19 protein-coding genes are annotated in these 24,688 nt (G+C 46.6%); 5 read left to right on the plus strand and 14 right to left on the minus strand.

Going from position 1 to position 24,688, the window contains the following annotated elements; genetic code table 11:
• Positions 1 to 168 precede the first annotated feature (168 nt).
• Both WJT86_RS01345 and WJT86_RS01350 read left to right on the plus strand, forming a co-directional pair.
• On the plus strand, positions 169 to 3,384 hold the full coding sequence (locus tag WJT86_RS01345) for an autotransporter family protein (RefSeq protein WP_346335696.1): 3,216 nt from the start codon (positions 169 to 171) through the stop codon (positions 3,382 to 3,384).
• A gap of 359 nt (positions 3,385 to 3,743) precedes the next feature.
• Positions 3,744 to 6,926 carry an autotransporter family protein gene (locus tag WJT86_RS01350; protein WP_346335697.1) on the plus strand — a complete coding sequence of 1,061 codons (3,183 nt, stop codon included), beginning with the start codon at positions 3,744 to 3,746 and terminating at the stop codon, positions 6,924 to 6,926.
• 50 nt (positions 6,927 to 6,976) lie between these two features.
• Here WJT86_RS01350 and WJT86_RS01355 read toward each other — a convergent pair whose 3' ends face one another.
• On the minus strand, positions 6,977 to 7,873 hold the full coding sequence (locus WJT86_RS01355; protein ID WP_346335698.1) for a LysR family transcriptional regulator: 897 nt from the start codon (positions 7,871 to 7,873) through the stop codon (positions 6,977 to 6,979).
• A 217-nt stretch (positions 7,874 to 8,090) separates the two neighbouring features.
• Here WJT86_RS01355 and WJT86_RS01360 point away from each other — a divergent pair, with 217 nt between their 5' ends.
• Both WJT86_RS01360 and WJT86_RS01365 read left to right on the plus strand, forming a co-directional pair.
• On the plus strand, positions 8,091 to 9,287 hold the full coding sequence (locus tag WJT86_RS01360; RefSeq protein ID WP_346335699.1) for an MFS transporter: 1,197 nt from the start codon (positions 8,091 to 8,093) through the stop codon (positions 9,285 to 9,287).
• A 154-nt stretch (positions 9,288 to 9,441) separates the two neighbouring features.
• Positions 9,442 to 10,407, plus strand: a complete 966-nt coding sequence (locus tag WJT86_RS01365) for an alpha/beta hydrolase (protein ID WP_346335700.1) — start codon at positions 9,442 to 9,444, stop codon at positions 10,405 to 10,407.
• A gap of 56 nt (positions 10,408 to 10,463) precedes the next feature.
• Here the strand turns inward: WJT86_RS01365 and WJT86_RS01370 are convergent, their stop codons facing one another.
• The 3 genes from WJT86_RS01370 to WJT86_RS01380 are packed head-to-tail and all read right to left on the minus strand — an operon-like array spanning position 10,464 to position 13,650.
• Positions 10,464 to 12,050 (minus strand): DHA2 family efflux MFS transporter permease subunit, encoded by a 1,587-nt coding sequence (locus WJT86_RS01370; protein ID WP_346335701.1) that lies wholly within the window; start codon positions 12,048 to 12,050, stop codon positions 10,464 to 10,466.
• 14 nt (positions 12,051 to 12,064) lie between these two features.
• Positions 12,065 to 13,174 (minus strand): HlyD family secretion protein, encoded by a 1,110-nt coding sequence (locus WJT86_RS01375; protein WP_346335702.1) that lies wholly within the window; start codon positions 13,172 to 13,174, stop codon positions 12,065 to 12,067.
• Positions 13,175 to 13,179: 5 nt separating this feature from the next.
• Positions 13,180 to 13,650, minus strand: coding sequence for a MarR family winged helix-turn-helix transcriptional regulator (locus tag WJT86_RS01380; protein WP_346335703.1), 471 nt, complete (start codon positions 13,648 to 13,650; stop codon positions 13,180 to 13,182).
• A gap of 284 nt (positions 13,651 to 13,934) precedes the next feature.
• Here WJT86_RS01380 and WJT86_RS01385 point away from each other — a divergent pair, with 284 nt between their 5' ends.
• Entirely contained in the window at positions 13,935 to 14,477 is a 543-nt protein-coding gene (locus WJT86_RS01385) for an invasion associated locus B family protein (RefSeq protein ID WP_346335704.1), read from the plus strand.
• 407 nt (positions 14,478 to 14,884) lie between these two features.
• Here WJT86_RS01385 and WJT86_RS01390 read toward each other — a convergent pair whose 3' ends face one another.
• The 10 genes from WJT86_RS01390 to WJT86_RS01435 all read right to left on the minus strand — a co-directional run bounded on the left by WJT86_RS01390 (position 14,885) and on the right by WJT86_RS01435 (position 24,683).
• Complete coding sequence (locus tag WJT86_RS01390; protein ID WP_346335705.1) at positions 14,885 to 16,057, minus strand: lactonase family protein; 1,173 nt, start codon at positions 16,055 to 16,057, stop codon at positions 14,885 to 14,887.
• Between the two features lie 81 nt (positions 16,058 to 16,138).
• Positions 16,139 to 18,301 carry a polyribonucleotide nucleotidyltransferase gene (gene pnp / locus WJT86_RS01395; RefSeq protein ID WP_346335706.1) on the minus strand — a complete coding sequence of 721 codons (2,163 nt, stop codon included), beginning with the start codon at positions 18,299 to 18,301 and terminating at the stop codon, positions 16,139 to 16,141.
• A 305-nt stretch (positions 18,302 to 18,606) separates the two neighbouring features.
• Positions 18,607 to 18,876 (minus strand): 30S ribosomal protein S15, encoded by a 270-nt coding sequence (gene rpsO, locus WJT86_RS01400; protein WP_346335707.1) that lies wholly within the window; start codon positions 18,874 to 18,876, stop codon positions 18,607 to 18,609.
• 159 nt (positions 18,877 to 19,035) lie between these two features.
• Positions 19,036 to 19,317 carry a hypothetical protein gene (locus tag WJT86_RS01405; RefSeq protein WP_346335708.1) on the minus strand — a complete coding sequence of 94 codons (282 nt, stop codon included), beginning with the start codon at positions 19,315 to 19,317 and terminating at the stop codon, positions 19,036 to 19,038.
• Complete coding sequence (locus tag WJT86_RS01410) at positions 19,314 to 20,465, minus strand: iron-containing alcohol dehydrogenase (protein ID WP_346335709.1); 1,152 nt, start codon at positions 20,463 to 20,465, stop codon at positions 19,314 to 19,316. The genes WJT86_RS01405 and WJT86_RS01410 overlap by 4 nt, the downstream gene beginning before the upstream one ends.
• 125 nt (positions 20,466 to 20,590) lie before the next feature.
• Complete coding sequence (locus WJT86_RS01415; protein ID WP_346335710.1) at positions 20,591 to 22,072, minus strand: serine protease; 1,482 nt, start codon at positions 22,070 to 22,072, stop codon at positions 20,591 to 20,593.
• Between the two features lie 106 nt (positions 22,073 to 22,178).
• Positions 22,179 to 23,108, minus strand: coding sequence for a tRNA pseudouridine(55) synthase TruB (gene truB / locus WJT86_RS01420; RefSeq protein ID WP_346335711.1), 930 nt, complete (start codon positions 23,106 to 23,108; stop codon positions 22,179 to 22,181).
• A 33-nt stretch (positions 23,109 to 23,141) separates the two neighbouring features.
• On the minus strand, positions 23,142 to 23,561 hold the full coding sequence (gene rbfA, locus WJT86_RS01425; RefSeq protein ID WP_346335712.1) for a 30S ribosome-binding factor RbfA: 420 nt from the start codon (positions 23,559 to 23,561) through the stop codon (positions 23,142 to 23,144).
• Positions 23,554 to 24,135, minus strand: a complete 582-nt coding sequence (locus WJT86_RS01430; RefSeq protein ID WP_346335713.1) for a YcxB family protein — start codon at positions 24,133 to 24,135, stop codon at positions 23,554 to 23,556. The genes rbfA and WJT86_RS01430 overlap by 8 nt, the downstream gene beginning before the upstream one ends.
• The gene (locus tag WJT86_RS01435) at positions 24,132 to 24,683 is read right to left on the minus strand and encodes a YcxB family protein (RefSeq protein ID WP_346335714.1); all 552 of its coding nucleotides are present in this window, start codon (positions 24,681 to 24,683) and stop codon (positions 24,132 to 24,134) included. Before WJT86_RS01435 ends, WJT86_RS01430 begins: the two co-directional genes overlap by 4 nt.
• Positions 24,684 to 24,688: the final 5 nt, after the last annotated feature.

Consider the following 24,688-nt stretch of genomic DNA (forward strand, 5'->3'; position numbering starts at 1 on the left):
CTGAGAATCCAAATCTAATTTGGAAATTATTTAAAGGCTTAAGCTTGCAGCAGTTTTATATTAATTTGCATTAATATAATTGAAGTATGATTTGACACAATAAAAATTCAATAATAAATGAATCTTATAAATAATAAACGGTAAGTTTATATCTTAAGTAGGGGCGGTATGTTTTTAAAATTCTATGGTTACTTTTTATCTTTTGTGACCGTAATTGTGTTTGGCCTATCTTTTAATACGGCTATAGCACAGCAGATTGTCGTAACAGAAGGGCAAAACATTGAGCGGGACGGCGGTACATACCGTAATCTGAATACTAATCCTGCCAATTCATCAGATGCTGTTGCAATCTTTGTCAGTGGTACTGCTGGCAATGAGGCCGTTTTCAAAGGGTCTAACCTGACACTTCTGGCAGCCGCCCAGAACCCAGTTTATCTTCTGCCAAATATCATTGCCGGGTCGAATTCCAGAGTAACCCTAATAAACACCTCTATGTCAGAGGGACTGGGCATTCTGGCTACAGGGCCTGACAGTATTGTTACCATGAACGGAGGTACAATCTCTTCTGCAAACTATGCAGTGGAGGCGGTTAACTCAACAGTTTATCTGAATAATGTTGATATTGATATAAGCAACTCAATGCGGGGGGGCCTCCTTTTCCCACAATATGGGTACGTTCGTGGTATCAGCACAGCTGACGGTGCAAGTGTCTATCTTACGGATGGCACAATGACAGTTTTCAGTGAACATAGCCGTTCAGTTGGAATTACAAATGCTGGTACACTTCACCTGGATGGTACAACTATAAATATGACAGGCGGTGACGCTGCTGTTCAGAGTTCCCGACTAACCCCTGTTACAGATGAGAATGATATTTCTCTGCGTATGCAAAATTTTAGTATTACGACTCTGGCTTCTCCTGAGGCCGGGAAGATACCTAACGGTATTTTTGTTCATGAAAATGGCCGCGTTCAGCTCAATAACGGGGTGGTTGAAACTCTGGGAGATCCTAATAATAACTCTGGCCCTGGATATGCACTTTATGTCAGCGCTGCAACGGTTGGCTCTACAGTGCTGAATGGAGACCAGCTTACCCTTATTACAACTGGATTGATGGCAGATGCCATTTATCTTGAAAGTAATGCTGTCGTGAATCTCACCAACACTGATATTACGACAGGGGCTTCCTTTACAAATGGTTTGAAGGTAGCGGATTATGGCACTCTCAATCTGACGAATGGCTCCATTACCCTTAACGGTTCAGAATCAGTCGCAGCCTATGCCCAGGATAACGCAAACATTAAGCTTGATAATGTTGATGTCATTTCACCTGCAAACTGGATTACAGCCGCATACGCAAGTAATGGTTCAAAAATTACGATTGACACCAGCCGGATTAATCTTCCTGCTGAAACGGCGGTTGGTGCTTATGCAACCAATAACAGCACCATTAATCTGAACAATACGACACTCCGTTTGTCAGGTCAGTATACAGAAGGGCTGTATTCAGGTGGCCTTTCCAGCGTGAATATATTCAACATTTCAGGCAGCACAATTTCTGTTCCAAACAACGCAGTTTTTAGGGATGAGCACAATTCTACTGAGACATTTATTTCATTAACCAATAGCTCATCCCTTTCAGGAATAAACGTGCTGGAAGTTGCAGGAAAACTGAGCCTGATTGCTGATAACAGCAGGCTTACAGGGGGGGCAACGGTTGCTTCAAATGCGACTATGAATATGAACCTGCAAAATGGTTCGGAATGGGTGATAAATGGCCCAAATAGCTCACCTCCTTCTTCTCCATTTGCAGGATCAACGGTTTCAACATTATCAGTTACAGACAGTATAATTACTTTTGTAATGAGTTCTCCTGAAGATTATCACGCTTTATTGGTTGGAGAAGGGGTTGTTACTGATCCGTCAGCTTCTGTTTATCAGGCTAGTGGCGCAATACTAAGAATGAACACAAGGCTTGATGAAGGTTGGCCCTACCAATGGACTGATCGCGTTCTGATTAAGGGAAGTGTCTCAGGTCAAACTCTGGTAATTATCCAGCCTGTTTTGGGTAGTCAGGGTGCGGCTACTGATGTGACACCTAACAGTGCGTCTAACGGTATCTCGATCATTCAGGTGGCTGGGGATGCCCGCGAGGACTCATTCAAACTACTTGGTGGGTACGTGACAGCTGTTGGTTCACCGTATCAGTACTCTCTGTATGCTTATGGTCCCGGTTCTTCAAACGGCCTGCCAGATGATAATCAAAGGACTGTTCCCGGAAGAGTCTCATGGTGGGATTACCGTTTGCAGAGTGTATATGTTGAGCCGGTTATTCCACCTGTTGATCCGGGTGTGACTGACCCGCAGCACCCGTCCACTGGTGGTGGTAATGGCGGTGGTGGAGCCATCATCATACCTGAGCGTGTACGTGCGGTTGCTCCGCAGGTTGCGAATTATCTTATTGCCCCAACGGCGCTGTTCCATGCCGGTCTTCAGGATATGTCCAGTCTGCACCAGCGTCTTGGTGAGATCCGTGATGATCGTCTGACAGGCCGTAACAGTGGCACGGGTGAGTTCTTCATCCGTGGTTATGGTGGTGTTTACAACTATAAGTCGAACCGTAATGCCTACCGCTATGGTTATGATGCGGATATCAACTATGCTGCCATGCAGATGGGTGGCAGCCTCTATGCGCTTGAAACTCAGGAAGGTATTCTGCGTTTGGGTGTTGCGGGTACTGTTGGAACCGTGTCCTTTGATCCGAAGAATGTGAACGGTACAAACTCGACCCGTCTGGATAAGTGGTCAGTCTCTGCCTTTGCAACATATCTGCATAACAGCGGCTTCTATGTTGACGGTATCCTGTCATATGGGGCCTTCGACGGTAATGTCTCGACAACGTATCGTGGCAAGACAGCTTCTCTGAGTGGGCAGACATTCTCGGCCTCTCTTGAGATGGGTTACCCGATCCACTTCTTGAACGGTGTTGTTCTTGAACCGCAGGCTCAGGTTGTTTACCAGCGTCTGATGTTTGACCGTAAGCTTGACGTTGACATGTTCGAGGTTCGTCTTGGAGATATTGATCAGGTAACGGCGCGTGTTGGTGCTCGTCTTTCGAAGACTTACACACAGTCAGCTGACAGCCTGATCACGGTTTATGCGAAGGCGAATATGCTTCACACGTTCAACAACAGCAACAAGGTGTATCTTGGAGATACGTTCCGCATTGGCGACTTTGGTACCTCAATCGAGGGTGGCCTTGGTGTGAATGCGACGGTCAGCAAGAACCTGTCAGTTTATGGCGATGTTGCTTACCAGCACCGTGTTGGCAAGTCGGGCGTGTCAGGTGTCAGCCTCACCGGTGGTCTGCGCTACAGCTTCTAAGCGAATATCCGATAAAGAAACGAAAAGCCCGCCATCCGGCGGGCTTTTTGATTGTAATATGTCTGTTACATTGTGCTTTTTTAAGATTATTTTTCATAATATATAATATTATCAATTAAATATTATGATTTAATTTATATTTTTAATTGTAGATTAATATTATGATATAACTTTAATTAAATATATATTTTTAATATACTTTAATTTTTTTATTATAAAAAGAATAAAATTTAGAAACAAAAAAATTATAAAAATAATAAATTTATATAAATTTGACTCAAATCAACATAAATGATAATTTCATAGTATAAATAAATTTTAAATTAGAGATATTTTTCTATAGAATTCAGGGGGGCAGTATGTACTTCAAGGGTTTTCTCAAGAAGAAGAATTGTTTTCTATATTCTGTCGCTGGTGTTGCTTTCGGGCTTGCCTCCAGTGGGGCTATGGCGCAGCAAATTAAAGTTGGTGCCGGGCAAACTATAGAACAGGATGGCGGGACATACCGTAATCTGAATTACTACCCCGCGAATTCAGTAGACGAAAGCGCGATCGTGGTTGGTGTTAATGGTACCTTTATTGGTTCCAATCTGACCCTTCTGGCAGCTGAGACTAACCCTATTTATGGCATGGCAAATATTTTTCTAGGGCAGGGTGCTAAAGCGACATTGATAAATGTCAATATGGCAGAAGGCAAAGGTATCGTAGCCACGGGTGCTGGTGGCGTGGTCATCATGGAAGGTGGAAAAATCACATCCGTGAATGATGCGCTGGAAGCTGCCTATACAACTGTTACTTTCAATAACGTCACCATTGATATAAACAATTCTGTAAACGGTACATCAACCGCTGCGAATGCTGGATACGTTCGTGGCATAGCTGCAAATAATGATGCCACTGTTTATCTGAATGGCGGCACAATGACAGTTTCGGCTGAAAATTACCGTTCAGTTGCAATTATGAATATGGCTACGGTCAATCTGGATGGAACTGTTATAACCATGACAGGGGGCGCAGCAGCAGTTGATTCTTTTCGCCAGCTTCCTATCACCGATGAATCCGATATTTCCCTGAGTATGAAGAACTTCACTGTTACGACAAGGACTTCCGCACTCTCGCAGACAACCCCTTTTGGCATTTATGCTTATGTTAACGGGCGTGTTCGTCTGGATAACGGGCTGGTCGAGACTTATGGAGATGGGGCTTATGCTCTTTACGCGCGGGCTTCTACGCTTGGCTCAACGGTCGTCAGGGGCGACCAGTTGACATTGACTACAACCGGACAGGATGCACATGCAGTTAATATTTGGCGGAATGCCATTGTTAATCTGACCAATACCGATATCACAACAGAACAGGCGAACGGCCTTAATGCAACCATTTATGGTACGATTACTCTGACGGGTGGTTCAATCACCCTCAATGGTGCTTCGACGACCGCTGCCTATGCTGGAGATAATACATCCATCAAGCTTGATAATGTTGATGTGATCTCCTCTGCGGCTTCGATTACAGCAGGTTATGCGACAGGCACGTCGACAGTTACGCTTGATAACAGCCGGATTAATTTGCCCGGAGCATCTGCTATCGGCGCTTACGCTACTGATAACAGTACCATCAACCTGAATAACACGACAATCAACCTGACGGGTGTGGATACGCAGGGGCTGGCTGTGGTGGATACAGCTAACCAGAATACGTTTAACGTTTCAGGCAGTACGGTTTCTACGCCGCAGGGGACAGCTATCTCCCTGATGGGTGGTGATACGGTTGCTTCCTTTACCAGTGGTTCATCCATTTCCGGTGATTATCTGCTGGTTGCCAGTAACTCGGCAAATCTGAACCTGACTTCCGATAGCAGCACGTTCACCGGTACGGCGGCAGTTGATGGGACATCCACCACGAACCTGAATCTCCAGAATGGTTCGGAATGGACAGTTGCACCGTCATCCAGTGGTCTGACATTCTCCTCTGTTTCGACCCTGTCGGTGACTGACAGTACAATCAGCTTTGCGACACCGGTATCTGGTGTTTATCAGACCCTGATCGTTGGTGCGGGTGTCCTCGCTAATCCGGCTGCCCCTGTCTACAATGGTAGTGGTGCAACACTGAAGCTGAATACCTTCCTCAATGAAGGTGGTGCTCTGTCCAATCAGCAGACAGACCGTCTTCTGGTCAATGGCAGTGTCTCAGGAACAACTTCGGTTGTTATCCAGCCGATGGTAGGTGGCACAGGTGCGCTGACTGATCTGACAACCAATGGAGCCTCCAACGGTATCTCAGTTGTTCAGGTATCAGGTGATGCCAGCGAGAGCTCATTCCAGCTTCTGGGTGGTTATGTTACGGCAGTTGGCTCACCCTACCAATATTCTTTGTATGCTTATGGCCCTACCTCTACAAACGGTGCAGCAGACGAGACGCAGCGTCTGGTAAGTGGATCAAATCCATTCTGGGATTACCGTTTGCAGAGTGTATATGTTGAGCCGGTTATTCCACCTGTTGATCCGGGTGTGACTGACCCGCAGCACCCGTCCACTGGTGGTGGTAATGGCGGTGGTGGAGCCATCATCATACCTGAGCGTGTACGTGCGGTTGCTCCGCAGGTTGCGAATTATCTTATTGCCCCAACGGCGCTGTTCCATGCCGGTCTTCAGGATATGTCCAGTCTGCACCAGCGTCTTGGTGAGATCCGTGATGATCGTCTGACAGGCCGTAACAGTGGCACGGGTGAGTTCTTCATCCGTGGTTATGGTGGTGTTTACAACTATAAGTCGAACCGTAATGCCTACCGCTATGGTTATGATGCGGATATCAACTATGCTGCCATGCAGATGGGTGGCAGCCTCTATGCGCTTGAAACTCAGGAAGGTATTCTGCGTTTGGGTGTTGCGGGTACTGTTGGAACCGTGTCCTTTGATCCGAAGAATGTGAACGGTACAAACTCGACCCGTCTGGATAAGTGGTCAGTCTCTGCCTTTGCAACATATCTGCATAACAGCGGCTTCTATGTTGACGGTATCCTGTCATATGGGGCCTTCGACGGTAATGTCTCGACAACGTATCGTGGCAAGACAGCTTCTCTGAGTGGGCAGACATTCTCGGCCTCTCTTGAGATGGGTTACCCGATCCACTTCTTGAACGGTGTTGTTCTTGAACCGCAGGCTCAGGTTGTTTACCAGCGTCTGATGTTTGACCGTAAGCTTGACGTTGACATGTTCGAGGTTCGTCTTGGAGATATTGATCAGGTAACGGCGCGTGTTGGTGCTCGTCTTTCGAAGACTTACACACAGTCAGCTGACAGCCTGATCACGGTTTATGCGAAGGCGAATATGCTTCACACGTTCAACAACAGCAACAAGGTGTATCTTGGAGATACGTTCCGCATTGGCGACTTTGGTACCTCAATCGAGGGTGGCCTTGGTGTGAATGCGACGGTCAGCAAGAACCTGTCAGTTTATGGCGATGTTGCTTACCAGCACCGTGTTGGCAAGTCGGGCGTGTCAGGTGTCAGCCTCACCGGTGGTCTGCGCTACAGCTTCTAAGCGAATATCCGATAAAGAAACGAAAAGCCCGCCATCCGGCGGGCTTTTTGCTAATTTTTTCGCCTCATTCGTAAAGCATCTACCACAAGCGAAAAGGCAGGTGATGGTTGCTTGCGACTTGGGTAATAAAGGTAATAGCCTGGAAAAGGCAGGCACCATGGCTCAAGTACGCGTATTAAACGCCCTTCCTGAATATGAGGACCAAATTCTTCTTCAGGTAAGAAGGCAATACCAAGCCCTGCTAAAGCAGCATCAACGATATGCTCTGAGGTATTAAACGTGAGCTGCCCACTGACGCGGACATTCAGATCACCACCATCCTGATCAAAGTCCCATACATATAAACCACCTGACCGGATCATACGTTGATTGATACACGTATGGTTGGTCAGATCATGTGGTGTTTGCGGAATTGGATGGTTTTCAAAGTATGCGGGTGAAGCAACGGCTGCCATGCGTAGTTTAGGACCAATTGGCATGGCTATCATGTCTTTATCGATTGTATCACCAAGCCGAACCCCTGCATCAAAACGATCAGCAACAATATCTCGAAATCCGTGATTGGCATCAAACTCTATATGAATATCGGGGTATTTCTGCAAAAGGGGAGTCAGCTTGGGAAGCAGGATTGTACGAAGAACATTCGGGCCGCAGGTGATGCGGACTGTACCGGCTGGTTTATCACGCAGCTCGGTTAGCATATCCAGTTCTGTTTCAATCTCATCAATGCGATGGCCAATAGAGTTTAGCAGCCGCTCTCCTGCTGCTGTTGGAGAAACACTTCGTGTTGTACGCGTCAGCAAACGAATCTTCATACGTTCTTCAAAAGCTGAAATTGCCTGACTCAAAGCTGGTTGTGTTACGCCCAGCAATGCAGCAGCGCGTGTGAAACTGCCCTCACGCGCGACAGTCACAAAATAAAGAAGATCATTCAGGTTACGTTTCATCTAGGACCTATCAATTAATAAGTATAGATTATAAACCTATTAAATATTCATTAGCTAGTCATTGTCTTCCTGACATGCGATTTTGAGCAGAACACTTCATATGTCGGCGTTAAACGCCGCAGCTTTTTAATAACATTAATCGTTTCAACGTTATCGCGTGGATAGCGACCGGTTTCGGTCGGCTGATGTCTACCGAATAGTCAGAGGTAATTAGGGAATGCCGACACGGGTGAGGGATACGACAGATAATTCAAAAGACGCCTCCTGGGGCGGCGTATTCTCAATGACCTTATGTGTTTTTATACTGATCGCATCCGAGTTTATGCCTGTCAGCTTACTAACGCCTATTTCTGCCGATCTTAATGTGAGCGAAGGTTTGGCCGGGCAGGGCATAGCTATTTCCGGCGCTTTTGCTGTGTTTACCAGCCTGTTTATTTCGACGCTTGCCGGAAATCTTGACCGAAAAATCCTGTTGCTGGGTATGACGGCACTTATGACCGTTTCAGGTGCCATCATCGGGCTTGCCCCAAGTTATCTGGTTTATATGGCTGGTCGTGCGCTGATTGGTATTGCCGTTGGAGGTTTCTGGTCGATGTCGGCTGCGACGGCTATTCGTTTGGTACCCCGGGATCAGGTGGCAAAAGCTCTTGCTATTTTCAATGGTGGTAATGCTCTGGCCACAGTGATCGCTGCGCCGCTGGGGAGTTATCTTGGTGCAGTTATTGGGTGGCGCGGTGCATTTTTCTGTATTGTACCTGTCACGATCATAGCCTTCATATGGCAATGGTTCAGCCTGCCTGTGATGGTGCCAGACAAGAAGGCGAAGCAACCTGCAACTGTTTTCAGCCTGTTCTCTAATTCCGTTGTCGTTATTGGACTGGCAGCCTGCGGGTTATTGTTTATGGGCCAGTTCTCGCTCTTTACCTATGTACGTCCATTTCTTGAAACAGTTACGCATGTCAGTGTGACGACACTGTCACTCATCTTATTGATTATTGGTGTAGCCGGGTTTCTTGGGACGTTGGTTATTGGCTCATTCCTAAGAGCCGGATTTTACATGACACTGGTCTCCATTCCCTGCCTGATGGTGATCATCAGCGTGATGCTGATAGCTTTTGGGTACAGCGTCTGGGTTGTTGCGCCATTACTTGGTTTCTGGGGCTTTATTGCAACTGCTGCGCCAACAGGTTGGTGGACGTGGATTGCCAGAACATTGCCTGATGATGCTGAAGCAGGCGGCGGCCTGATGGTTGCTGTTATTCAACTGTCTATCGCTCTTGGTTCGACAATTGGCGGATTAGCTTTCGATTACAGTGGCTGGAGAAGCACCTTCGGGCTGAGCAGTATTCTGCTGATCATTGCTGCAGCTTTCACATTCTTAACCTCACGCCAAGACCAGCAACAACACAGGTAGGGGGAAGTCAAAATCTCTGAAGCCTTCGCCTGTTCCCGCCACTCCCATACCGAGATTGACCATTGAGGAAATCACAATGAGACACTTCACCATACAAGCGCTGACCCTAATCATGGGTCTGTTCGTCAGTTCATTTTCTGCATCAGGAGCCGATATGTCTAATGGAGCCGACAATTTCTATAAAAGCGATAAAGTTACCCTGCAAAAAGTGACTTTCAAGAACCAGTATCAGATGAATGTTACTGGTAATCTGTTCATTCCTAAAAACTTAAATCAGAATACCAGGAACCCGGCCATTATTGTTGGTCACCCGATGGGTGCGGTTAAAGAACAGAGCTCAAACCTCTATGCTCAGAAACTTGCAGAGCAGGGTTTTGTGACGTTAGCAATTGATCTTTCTTTCTGGGGCGAAAGTGAAGGTCAGCCACGCAATGCCGTTTCACCGGATATCTATGCAGAAGACTTTAGTGCTGCTGTTGATTATCTTGGTACACGTCCATTTATTGATCGTAACCAGATCGGTGTTGTGGGGATTTGTGGTAGCGGAAGCTTTGCAATCAGCGCCGCAAAAATTGATCCACGTCTGAAAGCTATTGTAACGATCAGTATGTACGATATGGGCTCTGCCAATCGGAATGCGCTGCAAAATTCCCTGACACTGGAACAGCGTAAGCAGATTATCGCTGATGCTGCTGAGCAGCGTTATGTCGAGTTTACCGCTGGGGAAACAAAGTACACCAGTGGTTCGGTCCATGAAATCAATGAGAAGTCTTCACCAGTTGAGAAAGAGTTCTATGATTTTTACCGCACACCACGCGGTGAGTTTACGCCAGAAGGTACGACCTCACAGCTCACGACACACCCTACATTGACCAGTAATGTGAAGTTCATGAACTTCTATCCGTTTAACGATATTGAGACTATTTCCCCACGTCCGATGCTGTTTATTACAGGTGATCAGGCACATTCAAAAGAGTTTAGTGAGAGTGCTTATGAACGTGCTGCCGAGCCAAAAGAGCTTTATCTTGTCTCTGGTGCAGGCCATGTCGATCTTTATGATCGTACAGATATCATTCCGTTTGCAAAACTGACTTCGTTCTTCAAAGACAACCTGAAATAATTTTATGTTTTCCATGAGAGTCCCGTAGGTTTTACAGGGCTCTCGTTTTTCTTAAGTTAATCCATTATAGTGTGCTGTTGCTCATCAGATTTAACTTTGACCTCAGAGCGCTTTGTCCTGATCTGCGGTGGTTTCATAAAGAACAGTAGCAGAAGGGTCGGAATTGCAATGAACATCATCAGGCGAAAGTCATTCGCATAAGCAATAATACTGGCTTGCCGATTGATGATATTGTTCAGAAGTTGTGGCCCATAGGCGGTATCAATTCCCCAATAAGCGGCCGGCGCACCGGTTTGCAGCGCCCTGTTAAAGGGGGTGACATGTTCACTGATTGTAGAATGCATAATCTGGACGTTACGAGCCAGAAGGAACTGCATGATTGAGATGCCGATAGCTGAACCCATGTTGCGGGTCAGCGAAAACATGGCAGCACCGTCCGTCCGGGCCTTTGGGTCAAGAGTCGCAAAAGTAATGACGGACATGGGTGTGAAGACAAACCCGAGCCCGAACCCTTGAACAACAGTGACTGATATCATCGTCTGCCTGGAGACATCTGGTGTCCAGTAGCTCATTTCCCAGAGTGTGACGATAAGTAATGAGATACCGAAGGCGATCAGGATGCGTGGATCAAAACGGGCTGTCAGACGGCCTGCAATGGACATGGCAAGCATTGTTCCCATACCGCGTGGAGCCATAAGGAGACCTGCCTGTTCAACCGGATAGCCGCCAAGCGTCTGCAGATAGGGGGCAAGCAAAGCTGCACTGGCCAGCAGGATCATTCCAAGAGCAAAGATCATGAAAAGCCCGGCTACAAAATTCGCATCCTTAAAAATATGAGGCGGAATAAAAGGCTTCTTTGCTGTCAACATATGCACGATGAACAGGTAGAAACCAGTGCCTGAAAGAATGGCTTCTATGATGATCTCACTGGATTCAAACCAGTTAACCTGCTCACCCCTGTCCAGCAATAGCTGGAGCGCACCAACAGCCATTCCAAGAGCGGCAAAGCCGATCCAGTCGAATTTCAGCTCACTTTTCCGGTCACTTTCCTGCATACAGAGGGCAATGCCGACCGTGACCAGAATACCAAAGGGTACATTGACGAAAAAGACATAACGCCAGTCAAAGACGTCTGTTAGATAGCCGCCAAGTGTTGGGCCAAGAATAGGGCCAACCATGACGCCCATGCCCCATAGCGCCATTGCGGAACCACGCTTTTCCAGCGGATAAATATCAAGCATGGTTGCTTGCGAAAGAGGAACGAGAGCGGCGCCAAACAGGCCTTGCAGGACACGGTAGGCGACCATCTGAGAAAGAGAGGTTGCTAATCCGCAAAGAACAGATGCACCTGTAAAACCGACAATACAGATAATGAATAACCGTTTGCGGCCAAACCGTTGTGCCATCCAGCCAACAGGTGCTGTCATGATTGCTGCTGCCACGATATAGGACGTCAGCACCCATGTGATCTGGTCTGAGGTTGCTGCCAGTGTACCCTGCATATAGGGCAGAGCAACGTTGGCAATTGTTGAATCAAGCGCCTGCATCAAAGTTGCCAGCATCGTACATAAAGTGACGATGCCCCGGAATGGAACCGTCTCTTCTGTCGGCTTTGATGCTTCAGCTGTGGTCTGGGCGCTCATTTTTATGTCTTCGCTCAGAACAGTTCGCTTAGAGAACGATGATGTCCGGTATCAATTTCAACGACAACACTCATGCCTGTACGCAGAACCAGGTCACCATCTCTTTGATCAACCTTGATACGAACCGGAATACGCTGAACGACTTTGACCCAGTTACCGGAAGAGTTTTGTGCCGGCAGAATGGAAAATGAAGAACCACTTGCTGGTGAAACACTTTCAACTGTTCCATGCCATTTCTTACCTGGATAGGTATCAACGGAAATTGAAACGGGATTACCTGGCTTGACGTAGGTGAGATCGGTTTCTTTTGGATTGGCATCAATCCAGACATCCTGGTCATCAACAAGGCCAAAAGCAGCCGTATTAGCGGGCAGATACTGGCCGGGCTGCAGGGAATCCGTATGAGTAACTGTGCCATTAAAGGGCGCCCGGACAGTTGTATGATCAAACTGACGCTGGGCTTCGTCCCGATCTGATTTGGCCTGTTTGTATTGGGGATGATCAGTCACAGCAATATCTGCTGATCCTCCCAGTTTAATCAGCTGCGTGCGGGCCTGCTGCTGGAGAGAGGCTAAAGTACTTTCAGCGGATTGCAAGGAAAAGCGGGCCTGATCATAATTGGCCTTGGAAACGTTATTGTCCTGAACCAGTACATTGTAACGGTCATATTGAGCTTTTGCGAGGCTGACCTGTGAGACCTGAGCCGCAATGTCACTCTGCATACGGCTGTAATCCTGCTTCATGGCTTCAATGGCCAGCTTGGTCTGTTCCAGTTGCGCATTGGCTTTATCCAGAGATATCTGGAAAGGGAGAGGGTCAAGCTGGAAGAGGATATCTCCCTTTTTGACTGTTTGCCCTTCTTTGACACTTATTTCTTTTACAATGCCGGAAACATCCGTTGAAACCAGAAGCTTGTTTGCGCCGATATAGGCATTATCAATGGAGACATAACGACCACCCAGCCACCAGATAAACAGGCTTACAATTGCAATAAGGGCAACGCCACCGCCCATCAGGATTGTACGGATACGCTTACGTAATGCCTCTTTCTGGGCAGGGGACAGCAGATTATCAATAAACTTCGGCAGCTTCGTCTTCTTGGTTTCGGGGCCGGTCTGGGGCATTTTAGTTACTCTTTTGAATGTTCAATTTGGCAATCGCAAATACCGCGTTCTTGGATCATGTGCTCTTTGATGGACAGGAGGGCATCGATCAGGACGGTAATTTTGCTGTCACCAAGCTTATTCTGAATATCGGTCAGTAAATCTTTGCGTATCTGGTTAATTGCCAGAATTGTATCGTTGGAAGCAGGCAGATTGTGCAGGCGCCAGACTCTTCGGTCCTTTGGGTCTCTGCGTCGCTCAATCAGGCTGCGCTGTTCCAGTTTGTCGATCAAGCGACCAATCGTAATCGCTTCAACTTCAAGAATATTAGCCAGTTCCTGCTGTGTCAGGCCCGGTGTTCTGGAAACATACATCAAGATGATCCATTGTGCTCTGGTCATATCGAAATCGCGGGCGCGCTTATCAATATAATTACGCAGAAGTCTGCCGACCATGTGCAGCAGGATTAAAGGATCCTTGTCGATATCTGCTGGCATTTCAGTACTCTGTAATTCAGGAGGCAGAGCTATATTAAGCTTGCTTATAATATGCAAATAATATTATCGCACGAACTGACTATTTCAGGTGTCTATCTGTAACACATGTGCGTATCTGCACATTTTTTGGTAAATCCAATTCGGCCTATCTGCTTAGCTTCCCTCCTATATTTCTTGTTATGAACTGCTCAAGTTGCATCCTGTATTGCGCAACCTGAAAGTGAAGAAATATAAGAAGGTCAGATTCCCAAGGGGCAGTTTAATTTCACAAAAAGGAATTCATAATGGGTGGTCGTTTCCTCCTTGCCGTGCCGTTTGCACTTATGTCCATGATGCCGGCGGTGGCACAACAGACAAGCAATACAAATACATCTAGCGCCTTTGATGCATGGGTGCTTGGCTGTGCTTCCAGAACCGATAAAGACAAGGTTATCAAGGCCTGCGAAATCCGGTCAACAATTGTGGTCCGTGACGAGAAAAATAATCAGCAGGGCGTTGCTGCTGTTATTGGGCTCGGTCGTTCGGTTGAGAAAGATGATTTACAATTCATCATTCAGGTGCCGATTAATGCCCTGTTGAATACGCCTGTCAAAATTCTGAACAAAGATGATAAAACAGTTGTTGAACTGCCATTCATTGCCTGTCAGGTACAGCCACCTTTATGTACGGCAACTGTCACAGCTACAGATATGCAGATATCCATGATGAAGAAAGTTGGAGAAAATTATTTTATCTCTTACCGTAATCATGCTGGGCAAGATGTAAAAATCCAAGGTTCAACAAAAGGCTTCAATAAAGCACTTGATGCTTTATTAAAAGAAAAATAAGTTTTATTATAAATAAAGCGGATATTTATTATATATATAAAAATTCGCTTTATTTATAAAATTAAATAATTTTAAAAATGATATTGACTTAATTATTTTTAAGCTTATAAAAGTAAGTATATTTAAGTAGAGAATAAAATTCTAAATTTAATGAGGGGGTGTTCTTAAGTTGTGATGTTTCATTGCAACTGAATTCATGATATATAAATATATCGATTTACCCAGTTATGTAATGAGCTTGGCTGGATATGTGCATACCCGTTTTTATTTGCAATAGCAGGATTTAGCCCCCAAAAGTGTCCTGCTATTTACTTACCCTGCTTTTAGCAATGAAAGCAGGGTTCTTTTTTATATTGGGAACTCAATCTAAATTTAATTTTTAAAGCTGAGATCAAATATATATTTTCTTAATTCGGCAGGAAGACCATCTGTGATGGTGCCGGGATTGCAGTGAACTGATCTGTAAATTTCAGATTGCCAGTCTGGGTATCGACTTCGAATGTGGTGATATTATCGCTACGCTGATTTAAGGCGTAGAGATATTTGCCATTCGGGGACAGTGCAATTGTGCGGGGGTAATCACCCCGTGTCCACGTATTTTGGATCAGTTTGAGATAGCCATCTTCGGTAATGGCAAATACTGAAATGCTGTTATGCAGCCGGTTAACAGCATAAATGAAGCGGGAGTCCGGGCTAATGCTAATGCCTGAAGCGTAAGCTGTGCCTTTATAGTTTTTTGGCAGGCTTGAGAGGCTTTGTTTTTCCGTCAGGGTACCTTTGTCACTGATTTCATAGAAAGTGATTGTCGAGGCTTCTTCATTGATCAGATAAAAGAACTTATTGTTCGCATGAAAAACAAAATGACGTGGTCCTCCCCCTTTTGAGGATGCATCAATATAAGCAGGGTCGTTAGCGACAAGCGTTCTGGTCTTGGCGTCAACTTTCCATTGATAGATGCGATCAAGTCCGAGATCAGTTGAAAATGCGTATTTACCGCTCGGGTCGATATTAATCATATGGGCGTGTGGCCCATCGTGATCAGAAAATGCAAAACTACCTTCAACAGCAGCTTCGGGTTTTGCTGAGCCTGGAAGTCCTTTGCTCTGGAACACGAATGTTTCTGCTTCAAGCTTGCCATCTTTACCCGTTGGGAAGACGGCAATGGAACCTGATTGATAGTTGGCAACAAAAACCAGACTATCGTCTTTGGTGGTTGCAAGGTAAACCGGTCCAGCACCTTTAGCATCAACCTGATTGATCTGTTTGAGATCACCTGTTTTACGGTCTACTTTTAAAGCAGTAATAGAACCGTTCTTTCCGCCTTGAAAGTTGGCAACTTCGCTTGCAACGTACAGAACCGTACTCTGCTTATTCAGGACAAGTTGTGCCGGGTTTGGAAGTTCAGATACGATACGTTTTTTTGTCAGCAGACCCGTTTGCGGGTTCATTTCGACGAGATAAACGCCCTCTCCCTTTGGATTGTAAGTCCCGATATAACCAAACATGGAATCCTCGGCATTGGCTGCACTGCAGATCAGTGTGAATGCAGCAACATAAGGTAAGCAGCGTTTAAGATGCATTTAACGTCTCCATATTGCGAAAGAAAGCGTATCTGTACGTTATGCATTAAAAAAGCCCGCCATATCGGCGGGCTTTCTTGATTACTCTGCGTCACGTTCGCGGTTTTTTTCCGCTTCGCGTTCGGCCTTCAGTTTCTCGGTGATATCTTCACCGGTTTCCTGATCAACAACCTTCATGGACAGACGAATCTTGCCACGGTCATCAGCTCCGAGGAACTTAACCTTGACCTTCTCGCCTTCCTTGACCACGTCAGAAACCTTGGCAACACGGCGTGGTGCGAGTTCTGAAATATGAACAAGGCCATCGCGTGCGCCGAAGAAGTTCACGAATGCACCGAATTCCATAACCTTGACGACAGTGCCTTCATAGATGACGCCAACTTCCGGTTCTGCAACAATTGAGCGAATCCAGTTGTAGGCAGCCTTGATGGACTTGGCATCAGAGGATGCAATCTTGATTGTGCCATCATCGCTGATGTCAACCTTCGCGCCTGTCTTTTCGACGATCTCGCGAATGACCTTACCGCCTGTTCCGATAACTTCACGGATCTTATCGGTTGGGATCTGCATGACTTCAATGCGTGGAGCATGTTCACCAAGCTCAGCGCGTGGTGAAGTCAAAGCCTTGGACATTTCACCAAGGATGTGCATACGGCCGTCTTTAGCCTGTGTCAGTGCGACCTGCATGATTTCTTCGGTAATACCGGTGATCTTGATATCCATCTGGAGTGATGTGATACCCTGGTCAGTACCGGCAACCTTGAAATCCATATCGCCGAGGTGATCTTCGTCACCAAGGATATCGGTCAGAACTGCAAAGCGCTTGTCTTCAAGGATCAGGCCCATAGCAATACCAGCAACTGGACGAACCAGTGGAACACCGGCATCCATCAGTGCGAGCGATGTGCCGCAAACGGTAGCCATGGAAGAAGAACCGTTAGACTCTGTGATTTCAGAAACCACACGCAGAGTGTAAGGGAAGTCATGGTTTGCAGGGAGCATAGGGTGAATTGCACGCCATGCCAGCTTACCGTGACCAATTTCACGACGGCCTGGGGAACCCATACGACCTGTCTCACCGACTGAATAGGGTGGGAAGTTGTAGTGAAGCATGAAAGCTTCTTTGTAGGTTCCTGTCAGGGAATCGATCATCTGCTCATCATCGCCGGTGCCGAGTGTAGCAACTACGAGAGCCTGTGTTTCACCGCGTGTGAACAGGGCAGAACCGTGAGCACGTGGCAGAACGCCAACTTCAGAAACGATTGGACGGACAGTCTTGACGTCACGTCCGTCAACACGCTTGCCATCGTCAAGGATGTTCCAGCGAACGATCTTGGCCTGAAGGTCGTGGAAGACTGTCTTGACCTGTTCTGGGTCAAACTTGGCTTCACCTTCAGCTGGGCAGAACTCTGCCATGACTTTTTCGCGGACGGCATCAACAGCAGCATAACGCTCCTGCTTTGCTGTCAGCAGATAGGCCTTGCGCAGATCTTTTTCAGCAAACTTGAGAACGGCCTTCTCAACGGCGGACAAATCTGTCGGTGCGAAGTTGCGAGGCTCTTTAGCAGCCTTTTCTGCGAGGCGGATAATGGCCTCGATAACTGGCTGGAAGTGCTTGTGACCGAACATAACGGCACCGAGCATAACGTCTTCCGGCAGTTCCTTGGCTTCAGACTCAACCATCAGGATTGCATCTGTTGTACCGGCAACAACCAGATCAAGATCAGACTGTTCGAACTCGGAAACCTGCGGGTTCATGACGTACTGGCCATTGATGTAGCCAACGCGCGCTGCACCAATCGGGCCCATGAAAGGAACGCCAGACAGTGTCAGTGCTGCAGAAGCGGCAACCATGGATACGATATCCGGATCATTTTCCATGTCGTGGGAAAGAACCGTGATAACAACCTGCGTATCGTTGCGGTAACCGTCAACGAAGAGAGGGCGGATCGGACGGTCGATCAGGCGGGAGATCAGTGTCTCGCGCTCGCTTGGGCGACCTTCACGCTTAAAATAACCACCAGGAATACGGCCTGCTGCGTATGTACGTTCCTGATAGTTGACTGTCAGTGGGAAGAAATCCTGACCGGGCTTTGGTTCCTTTGCAGAAACAACAGTAGCAAGAACAGTTGTCTCACCATATGTTGCAACAACAGCGCCATCGGCCTGACGGGCAACCTTACCGGTTTCAAGAACCAGCTTGCGGTCAGCCCACATTAATTCTTCACGTTGAATATCAAACATCTATATCATCTTTCATTCATGCAATGGCACGGTATCCAGAGCAAGACGACAAGAGGCTCCTTAAAGCAACAATTTGCTCATAAAAGCACCTTGCAATCCTGCCATGGCCACACTGGCCATCACAATCTCCGACAGGCCCCATGCCCGCGGAACTTACAAGTGTATTTCCGATAATGATCGAAAACGGGAGTTCTCCTTTTCAGGAGTTTTGTAAAAGCACCGCCCTGTCGGAAAATTCCGGAAGAAGGGCGGTGCTTTTTGCATATGGTCAAACGGCTGCAAAGAACCTTGCAGCCGATGAACAATTAGCGACGGATACCGAGACGCTGGATGAGATCCTTATAACGGGCCTCTTCCTTCTTCTTCAGGTAGTCGAGAAGCGAACGACGCTGGGAAACCATTTTCAGAAGACCGCGGCGGGAATGGTTATCCTTGGCGTGTGTCTTGAAGTGGCCTGTCAGGTTCGTAATACGTTCTGTCAGGATTGCGACCTGTACTTCCGGAGAACCAGTATCGCCAGCCTTCTTACCGTATTCCTTGATCAGCGCTTCTTTGCGCTCTGCAGTGATCGACATCGGAGTTCCTTTCAATAAAAGAGTTTCAAGTACTTTCCAGTCTCTCGGCCTGGCCGGGATGTCGTCCAGCAAGGTTGCAAACGGAAACAGCTCAGCTCCATTGGGAGCTAAGCTGTTGTCTCATGACATAGAATTTAGCAAAAAGCCAGTAAAATTGACTCAACTGTCTTTTGGGGTCTCGCCTTTGCGGGCCTGTCGCCGAGCAAAATTTGCAGCGCCAAAGTAGAAGCCTACAGCGCCAAAAACCAGTGCCATGCCCAAGTGTTTACCTGCGTTGTCTTTGACAATTGGCCTGACGGTCACTGAACCAGGGCGGCTATCGGTGACATATTCCGGACCCTTAAGAGCATAAAATCCAACGGTTCCGGCAAAGAAAACAACGCCCGTGACAACACCGACAAGTAGCGCTTTGGGATTTCGGAAAGGGCTAACTTTGGTCATCGCATCGCTTTCGTAAGAATTTTTTCAGATATCTCGGGCGTGATATTCCCTTTCTCACCGAGGGCAATCATGTTGTGCTCTTTCAAGGCAGCAACCAGTTTTGCAGGTGTTTCCGGATCAGTGATTTCACAGTCGGAAAAACGAACCGGCATCCCAATACTTCTGTAAAGGGCTTCAATTGCATCAATCGTCTTTTCTGCAATATCTGATGTCTGTGGCAGGTGGAAAACATTGCGGCCCATTTGAGACAGTTTTGCTGCCTTATCAGAGATCATTTCGCGAAGAAGCGCAGGCTGAACAATGGTCAGGGTACGTGCGTGGTCAATGCCAAACATGGCTGTCAGTTCATGGCCAATACGATGTGTTGCCCAATCCTGCGGGACACCAACACCGATGAGACCACTTAAACCCTGATTGGCCGCCCACATCAGGTTTTCCTGCCACAAGAGATCATCATGTTCATTGAAGCGCTCAATCAAGTGCTTCAGTGTTCTCAAAAGGGTTTCACAATATCCATCCTGTACGAGAGCCCCAACCGGGTATGTCAGATATTGTTCGCAGGTATGGATGAAGGAATCGACTAGACCATTGGCAATCTGCCGTTCCGGCAAAGTTACCATGGCGGATGGGTCGAGAACTGCAAATTTCGGGTATACAGCAGATGATGAGAAGGCCAGCTTCGTCTGGGTACTTTTACGGGAAATAACCGCTGTCGGGTTTGATTCCGAAGCAGTTGCCGGCAATGTCAGGATTGCACCAAGAGGCAAAGCCTTTGTGACGATGTGTTTCTTCTCAAGAATATCCCAGCCTTCGCCATCGTAGAGTGCAGCCGCTGCGATATACTTACTGCCATCGATGACTGAGCCGCCGCCTACTGCAAGGATAAAATCAATTTTCTTTTCCTTTGCAACAGCAACAGCCTTATCAAGTGTTTCAACCAGCGGATTAGGCTCAATGCCTGAAAATTCATGCCATTCGTAATCTTTCAGGGCGTCTTTGACCTGATCATAGATGCCGTTTTTCTTGATGGAACCACCACCATAGGTCACCAGAACCTTACTCTCTTTCGGAATAAGAGTTGCGATTGAGGCAATTGTATTGGCGCCAAACTGAATGCGGGTTGGATTATAATAGGAAAACTTCATCATTCGCTCCTGAAAGCTGTCTTGAGCTGAAGATTCTCGATCGCCTCAGCTTAAGAGATCATAATCTTATAATTTGCTTTCAGCAGAAAAAACAGGTTTCTCTCAATAATTAAGGGAGTGGCTTTTACTTATCTGCAGAGGATGAAGGCACTACTCAATCTGGCGTGTTCCGCCAGGGTAACAGAATCCATTATGCTCCCTGTTCTGGGGGTGTCTGAGTAGCGGATATTATTGCTACTGAGAAAGCTTGTTGCGACAGAGGCCCGGATGGCAAAATTAATGTTTTGCGGGATGTCTCCAACGGCTTCAGCTATGCTCAGGGCATTCAGTTTTGACACGATGACACCAACAATATTGCCTCTGCTATCAAGAAGAGGGCCACCGCTGTTACCGGGCTGGACTGGAGCAGATATCTGGAGATGCCTGCTATCATTCGCCATACCGGAGAGAGCTGTTATATTGCCGACTGTGAAGTTGCCATTCGTAGAGAGAACGCTGGTCAGTGGGTAGCCAAAAACCGCAATTGGCTCACCAAGTTTCACATTCGTGCGGAAGACCGCCACCGTTGAAGGTTTCTCTTCAATTTTGAGTAATGCAAGATCGTTACGGTCATCTTTGGCAATTAATCTGGCACGGGCATCATGAATCTGGTCTGCTGTAACCACAAAATTTCTGCACGAATCAACAACATGGGCATTGGTCAGGAGATGACCTTTGTCATCAACAAAGAACCCCGTTCCTGAAGAAAATGAGGCTTTCTCAGTCTTTTCCTCTTTCTGCTTAGGTTTTTTAGCGGATTTTGATTGTTGTTGCTCTGCATCCAGTCTCTCAAAGAGGGCTTGGTACGCCGCCAGAGTAAAATACGGCCCTGTAGGGTCTCTTCGTTCGATACTTGAATACAAGGAACTCGACATTATGGCCATGAGGCGCTCAAGATCAGCCTTGCCGAGACTGTCCTGCATATAAATGTGAAAACCTGTTATGCCTGTTCTGTCTTTAATGAAGAAAACATATTGAAAAATATCCTTCTTATGTAAGGCTGAAAACATCAAATGATCTGATTTCATGTTTGAAATCAGTATCTTATTCTTCTGTTGCTTGTTCGTGGTATTGAGAAAGTCAAAATAGAACTTGAGGGTTGTATTATCTTCCCTAGTAAAAGTTATGACGAAATCATTTTTCTTATTTTTGTAATACAGATACTTGCGATCGCGCTGTGTGGATAGGCCAAGGCCAAATGGAATAACGAGTCTTGCCTCTGCCATCGGGTGCTGGATTTCTTTGAAATCCCACTTCTTCAGATAATCGATACCTGTGTCCAGAAGCTTATTCAGAAAACTGCTATCGATAACGCCGCTTACTTTTAAACCATTATCGGCCTGATACGCTCTGATGGCTTTATAGAGTTCCGGGGTAAATTCGGTCATGGTCAGCCCACGCCTGTAACCAGAAGCCAGGAGCAGTGATTGCGTGATGCTTTTAAGCTCTTCCGGGGCATCATCGTAATATTCTTTAGCTGCTGCAAAATTCCGGTCAGAATTCTGGGCCTGAAGGGGCACAACAATCAGCAAAATAAAGAATGAAAGTAAAATGACCGAAAGACGGTGCATAGGTCAGTCTCTCCCTGAAAACTGGGAGGACTATGCAGCGCTTTTTTTAATTCTGAAAGAAAAAGAAGGCTTACTTATACGATTTTACAATTAGCAGATAAGCGTTTCACGCACCGAGATTGAAGACACGCTGAGGGACAAAACTGCCCTTTTCAACTTCGCCAACAGCGATCAAAACACCATCACAGGTTGCATAAAGCTTACCTGAGATTGGTGCGTCGCGGCCGCGCAGGAGGGCAGACTGCCCACGCATCAAACGGGCCGCTGTATCACGAGAAACAGTCACTTCTGTTAAGGCGCCAAGACCAAGCTCAACTGGCTGTAGGGCACTTGGATTCATCTCAAGATCATCGATGCGGATAGCATCCGCTTCCGTGAAATGGCCCACACGTGTACGACGCAGAGTTGCGATATGTGCAAAGCATCCAAGTTTACGGCCCATATCGCGGGCGATAGAGCGAATATAAGTGCCTTTACCGCAATCTGCAGCGATAACAGTCTGGTTGCCTTCGTGGGAAATCAGTTCAAGGCGCTCAATTTCAACTTCGCGTGCTTTGAGTTCTACGTCTTCGCCGTCACGGGCCAGATCATAGGCGCGTTCGCCCTGAATTTTGATGGCTGAAAATTTAGGCGGTACCTGAAGGATGATGCCAGTAAATTCTGGCAGCAGAGCTTCAACTTCTTCACGTGTTGGGATGTTATCACTGCGATTGATAACGTCGCCTTCCCGGTCATCTGTTGTGGTTTCAGAGCCCCATTCGACGGTAAAGACATATGACTTCTCGCCGTCCATAACATAGGGAACGGTTTTGGTCGCTTCACCAAGCGCAATCGGCAGAATACCCGAGGCGAGCGGGTCAAGTGTACCTGCATGCCCTGCTTTCTTGGCTGATAAAATACGTTTCACCATGGAAACGGCACGTGTTGAGGTGACACCAATATCCTTATCGACAATCACCCAGCCACTGATGTTGTACTTCTTTGGCCGTTCTGATTGAGCCTGCCTGTTTGGTTTTTGTTTGTTTTCGCTGGTCATAGAGGTCAGTTCACTGGGTTGTTACTGGTTAGCTTATTCGTCTTCGTCGCCTTGATCCTGATCTGGCTTTTTTAGATCGCGCTGGACATCTTCTGAGCGCAGCAGGGCATCAATCCGGGCAAATTCATCGAAGGTGTCATCACGCATGAAACGCAGATCAGGTGCAAATTTCAGATTAACCCGCTGAGCGACTTCATGGCGCAGGAATTTCTTGTGCCGGTTCAGGGCCTTGACGACTTCATCTTCACCTTCACCACCAAGCGGCATCGTATAAATCGTTGCCAGCTTCAGATCTGGTGACATCCGGACTTCTGGAATTGTGATGACATATTTTGCCAGAGCATCATCCTGAATAAGGCCGCGAGATAGAACCTCAGAGACTGCGTGGCGAATAAGCTCTGCAACACGCTGTTGTCGTTGGGTTGGGCCCTTGTTTTCAAAGCGTTTAGCCATTGTGAGTACCTTTGGATACGTGCATCTGGGCGAAACTGACAGCAGCATCGAAATCAGATGGAACTTTAAAAGCCTGTTTTGGAAAGATAAGAGCTTTAAAACCGGAAAGAAACAGAAACATATAATCTGTCGTCACTGTTACCTTAATAATTGCAGGCCATTTTATCAGTGCTTCCTGAGTTTCATCAATTGTCTTGATGCCTTGATCTGTTAGCTGATTAGTGATCTGACGGTTCGAGTGGTAAACCAGTTTATAAGCTCTTCTGGATGATATTTTCTGAAAAAAAGTACAACCAAATCCAAGCAAAAGTAAGAATGATGCAAGGATAAAACCTATATAGGCAAAGTTAGTAATAATCCCTTCGTCCAGTGACAGATACTGAATGATAGCGGGTGCTGCTGCAGTAAGCGTAAAAGCACAAACAAGAATATACAAAATGAGCGGTCGGTAAATGGCCCTTACTTGTGTATTTTTCTGAACCTCTTTTTGAAGTGCTCTGTAACAGGCAAGATCGTAGATGTAGGTGATATTAATTGATGCAGTTGGGGCAGTTTGTACGGATGGGCTACTCATCTGTTCCCCTCTGGCACAACGCGCTGCTTCGCAAAAGCAATAGCAGATTCAAAATCTTCCTGACTTTTAAATCCCCGTTTTGGAAAAATAAAAGCCTCCGCAGGTCCAATAAAGAGAAACATATATTCCGATGTCGTTTCCATACGTAAAATACATTGCCAGCCACAGGCTGATTGTACATGCGAGGCGATGGCCTGAATACCATTCTCGGTCAAAGTATTCGTGATTTCTTTATTGGCACCCGTCATCATCTGAAACATATCTTGCAATCTCATCTTTTTAGTTAGCCGATAACCCAACATGATGAGTGCGTAATATAAAGCTGTTCCAAGATACATGCTGAACGGGTCAAGCATGTACAAACCAAGGCTGGCCTTGATTGATGGAAAAGTAATAAGGATGATAGGAATGAGCAGACAAAAAATCAGACTACCAATATAAATGATGTAAGATGATTTCTTATTTGACTGCTTATACGATTTATCTTTAGCCGCCGCTTGGCGCAAAGCCAGAAAATCAGCAAATTCATATACATAATTTGCGCGCATAATCT

This window comes from Hohaiivirga grylli (assembly GCF_039655745.1).
Classification (GTDB): Bacteria; Pseudomonadota; Alphaproteobacteria; order Rhizobiales; family Beijerinckiaceae; genus Hohaiivirga; species Hohaiivirga grylli.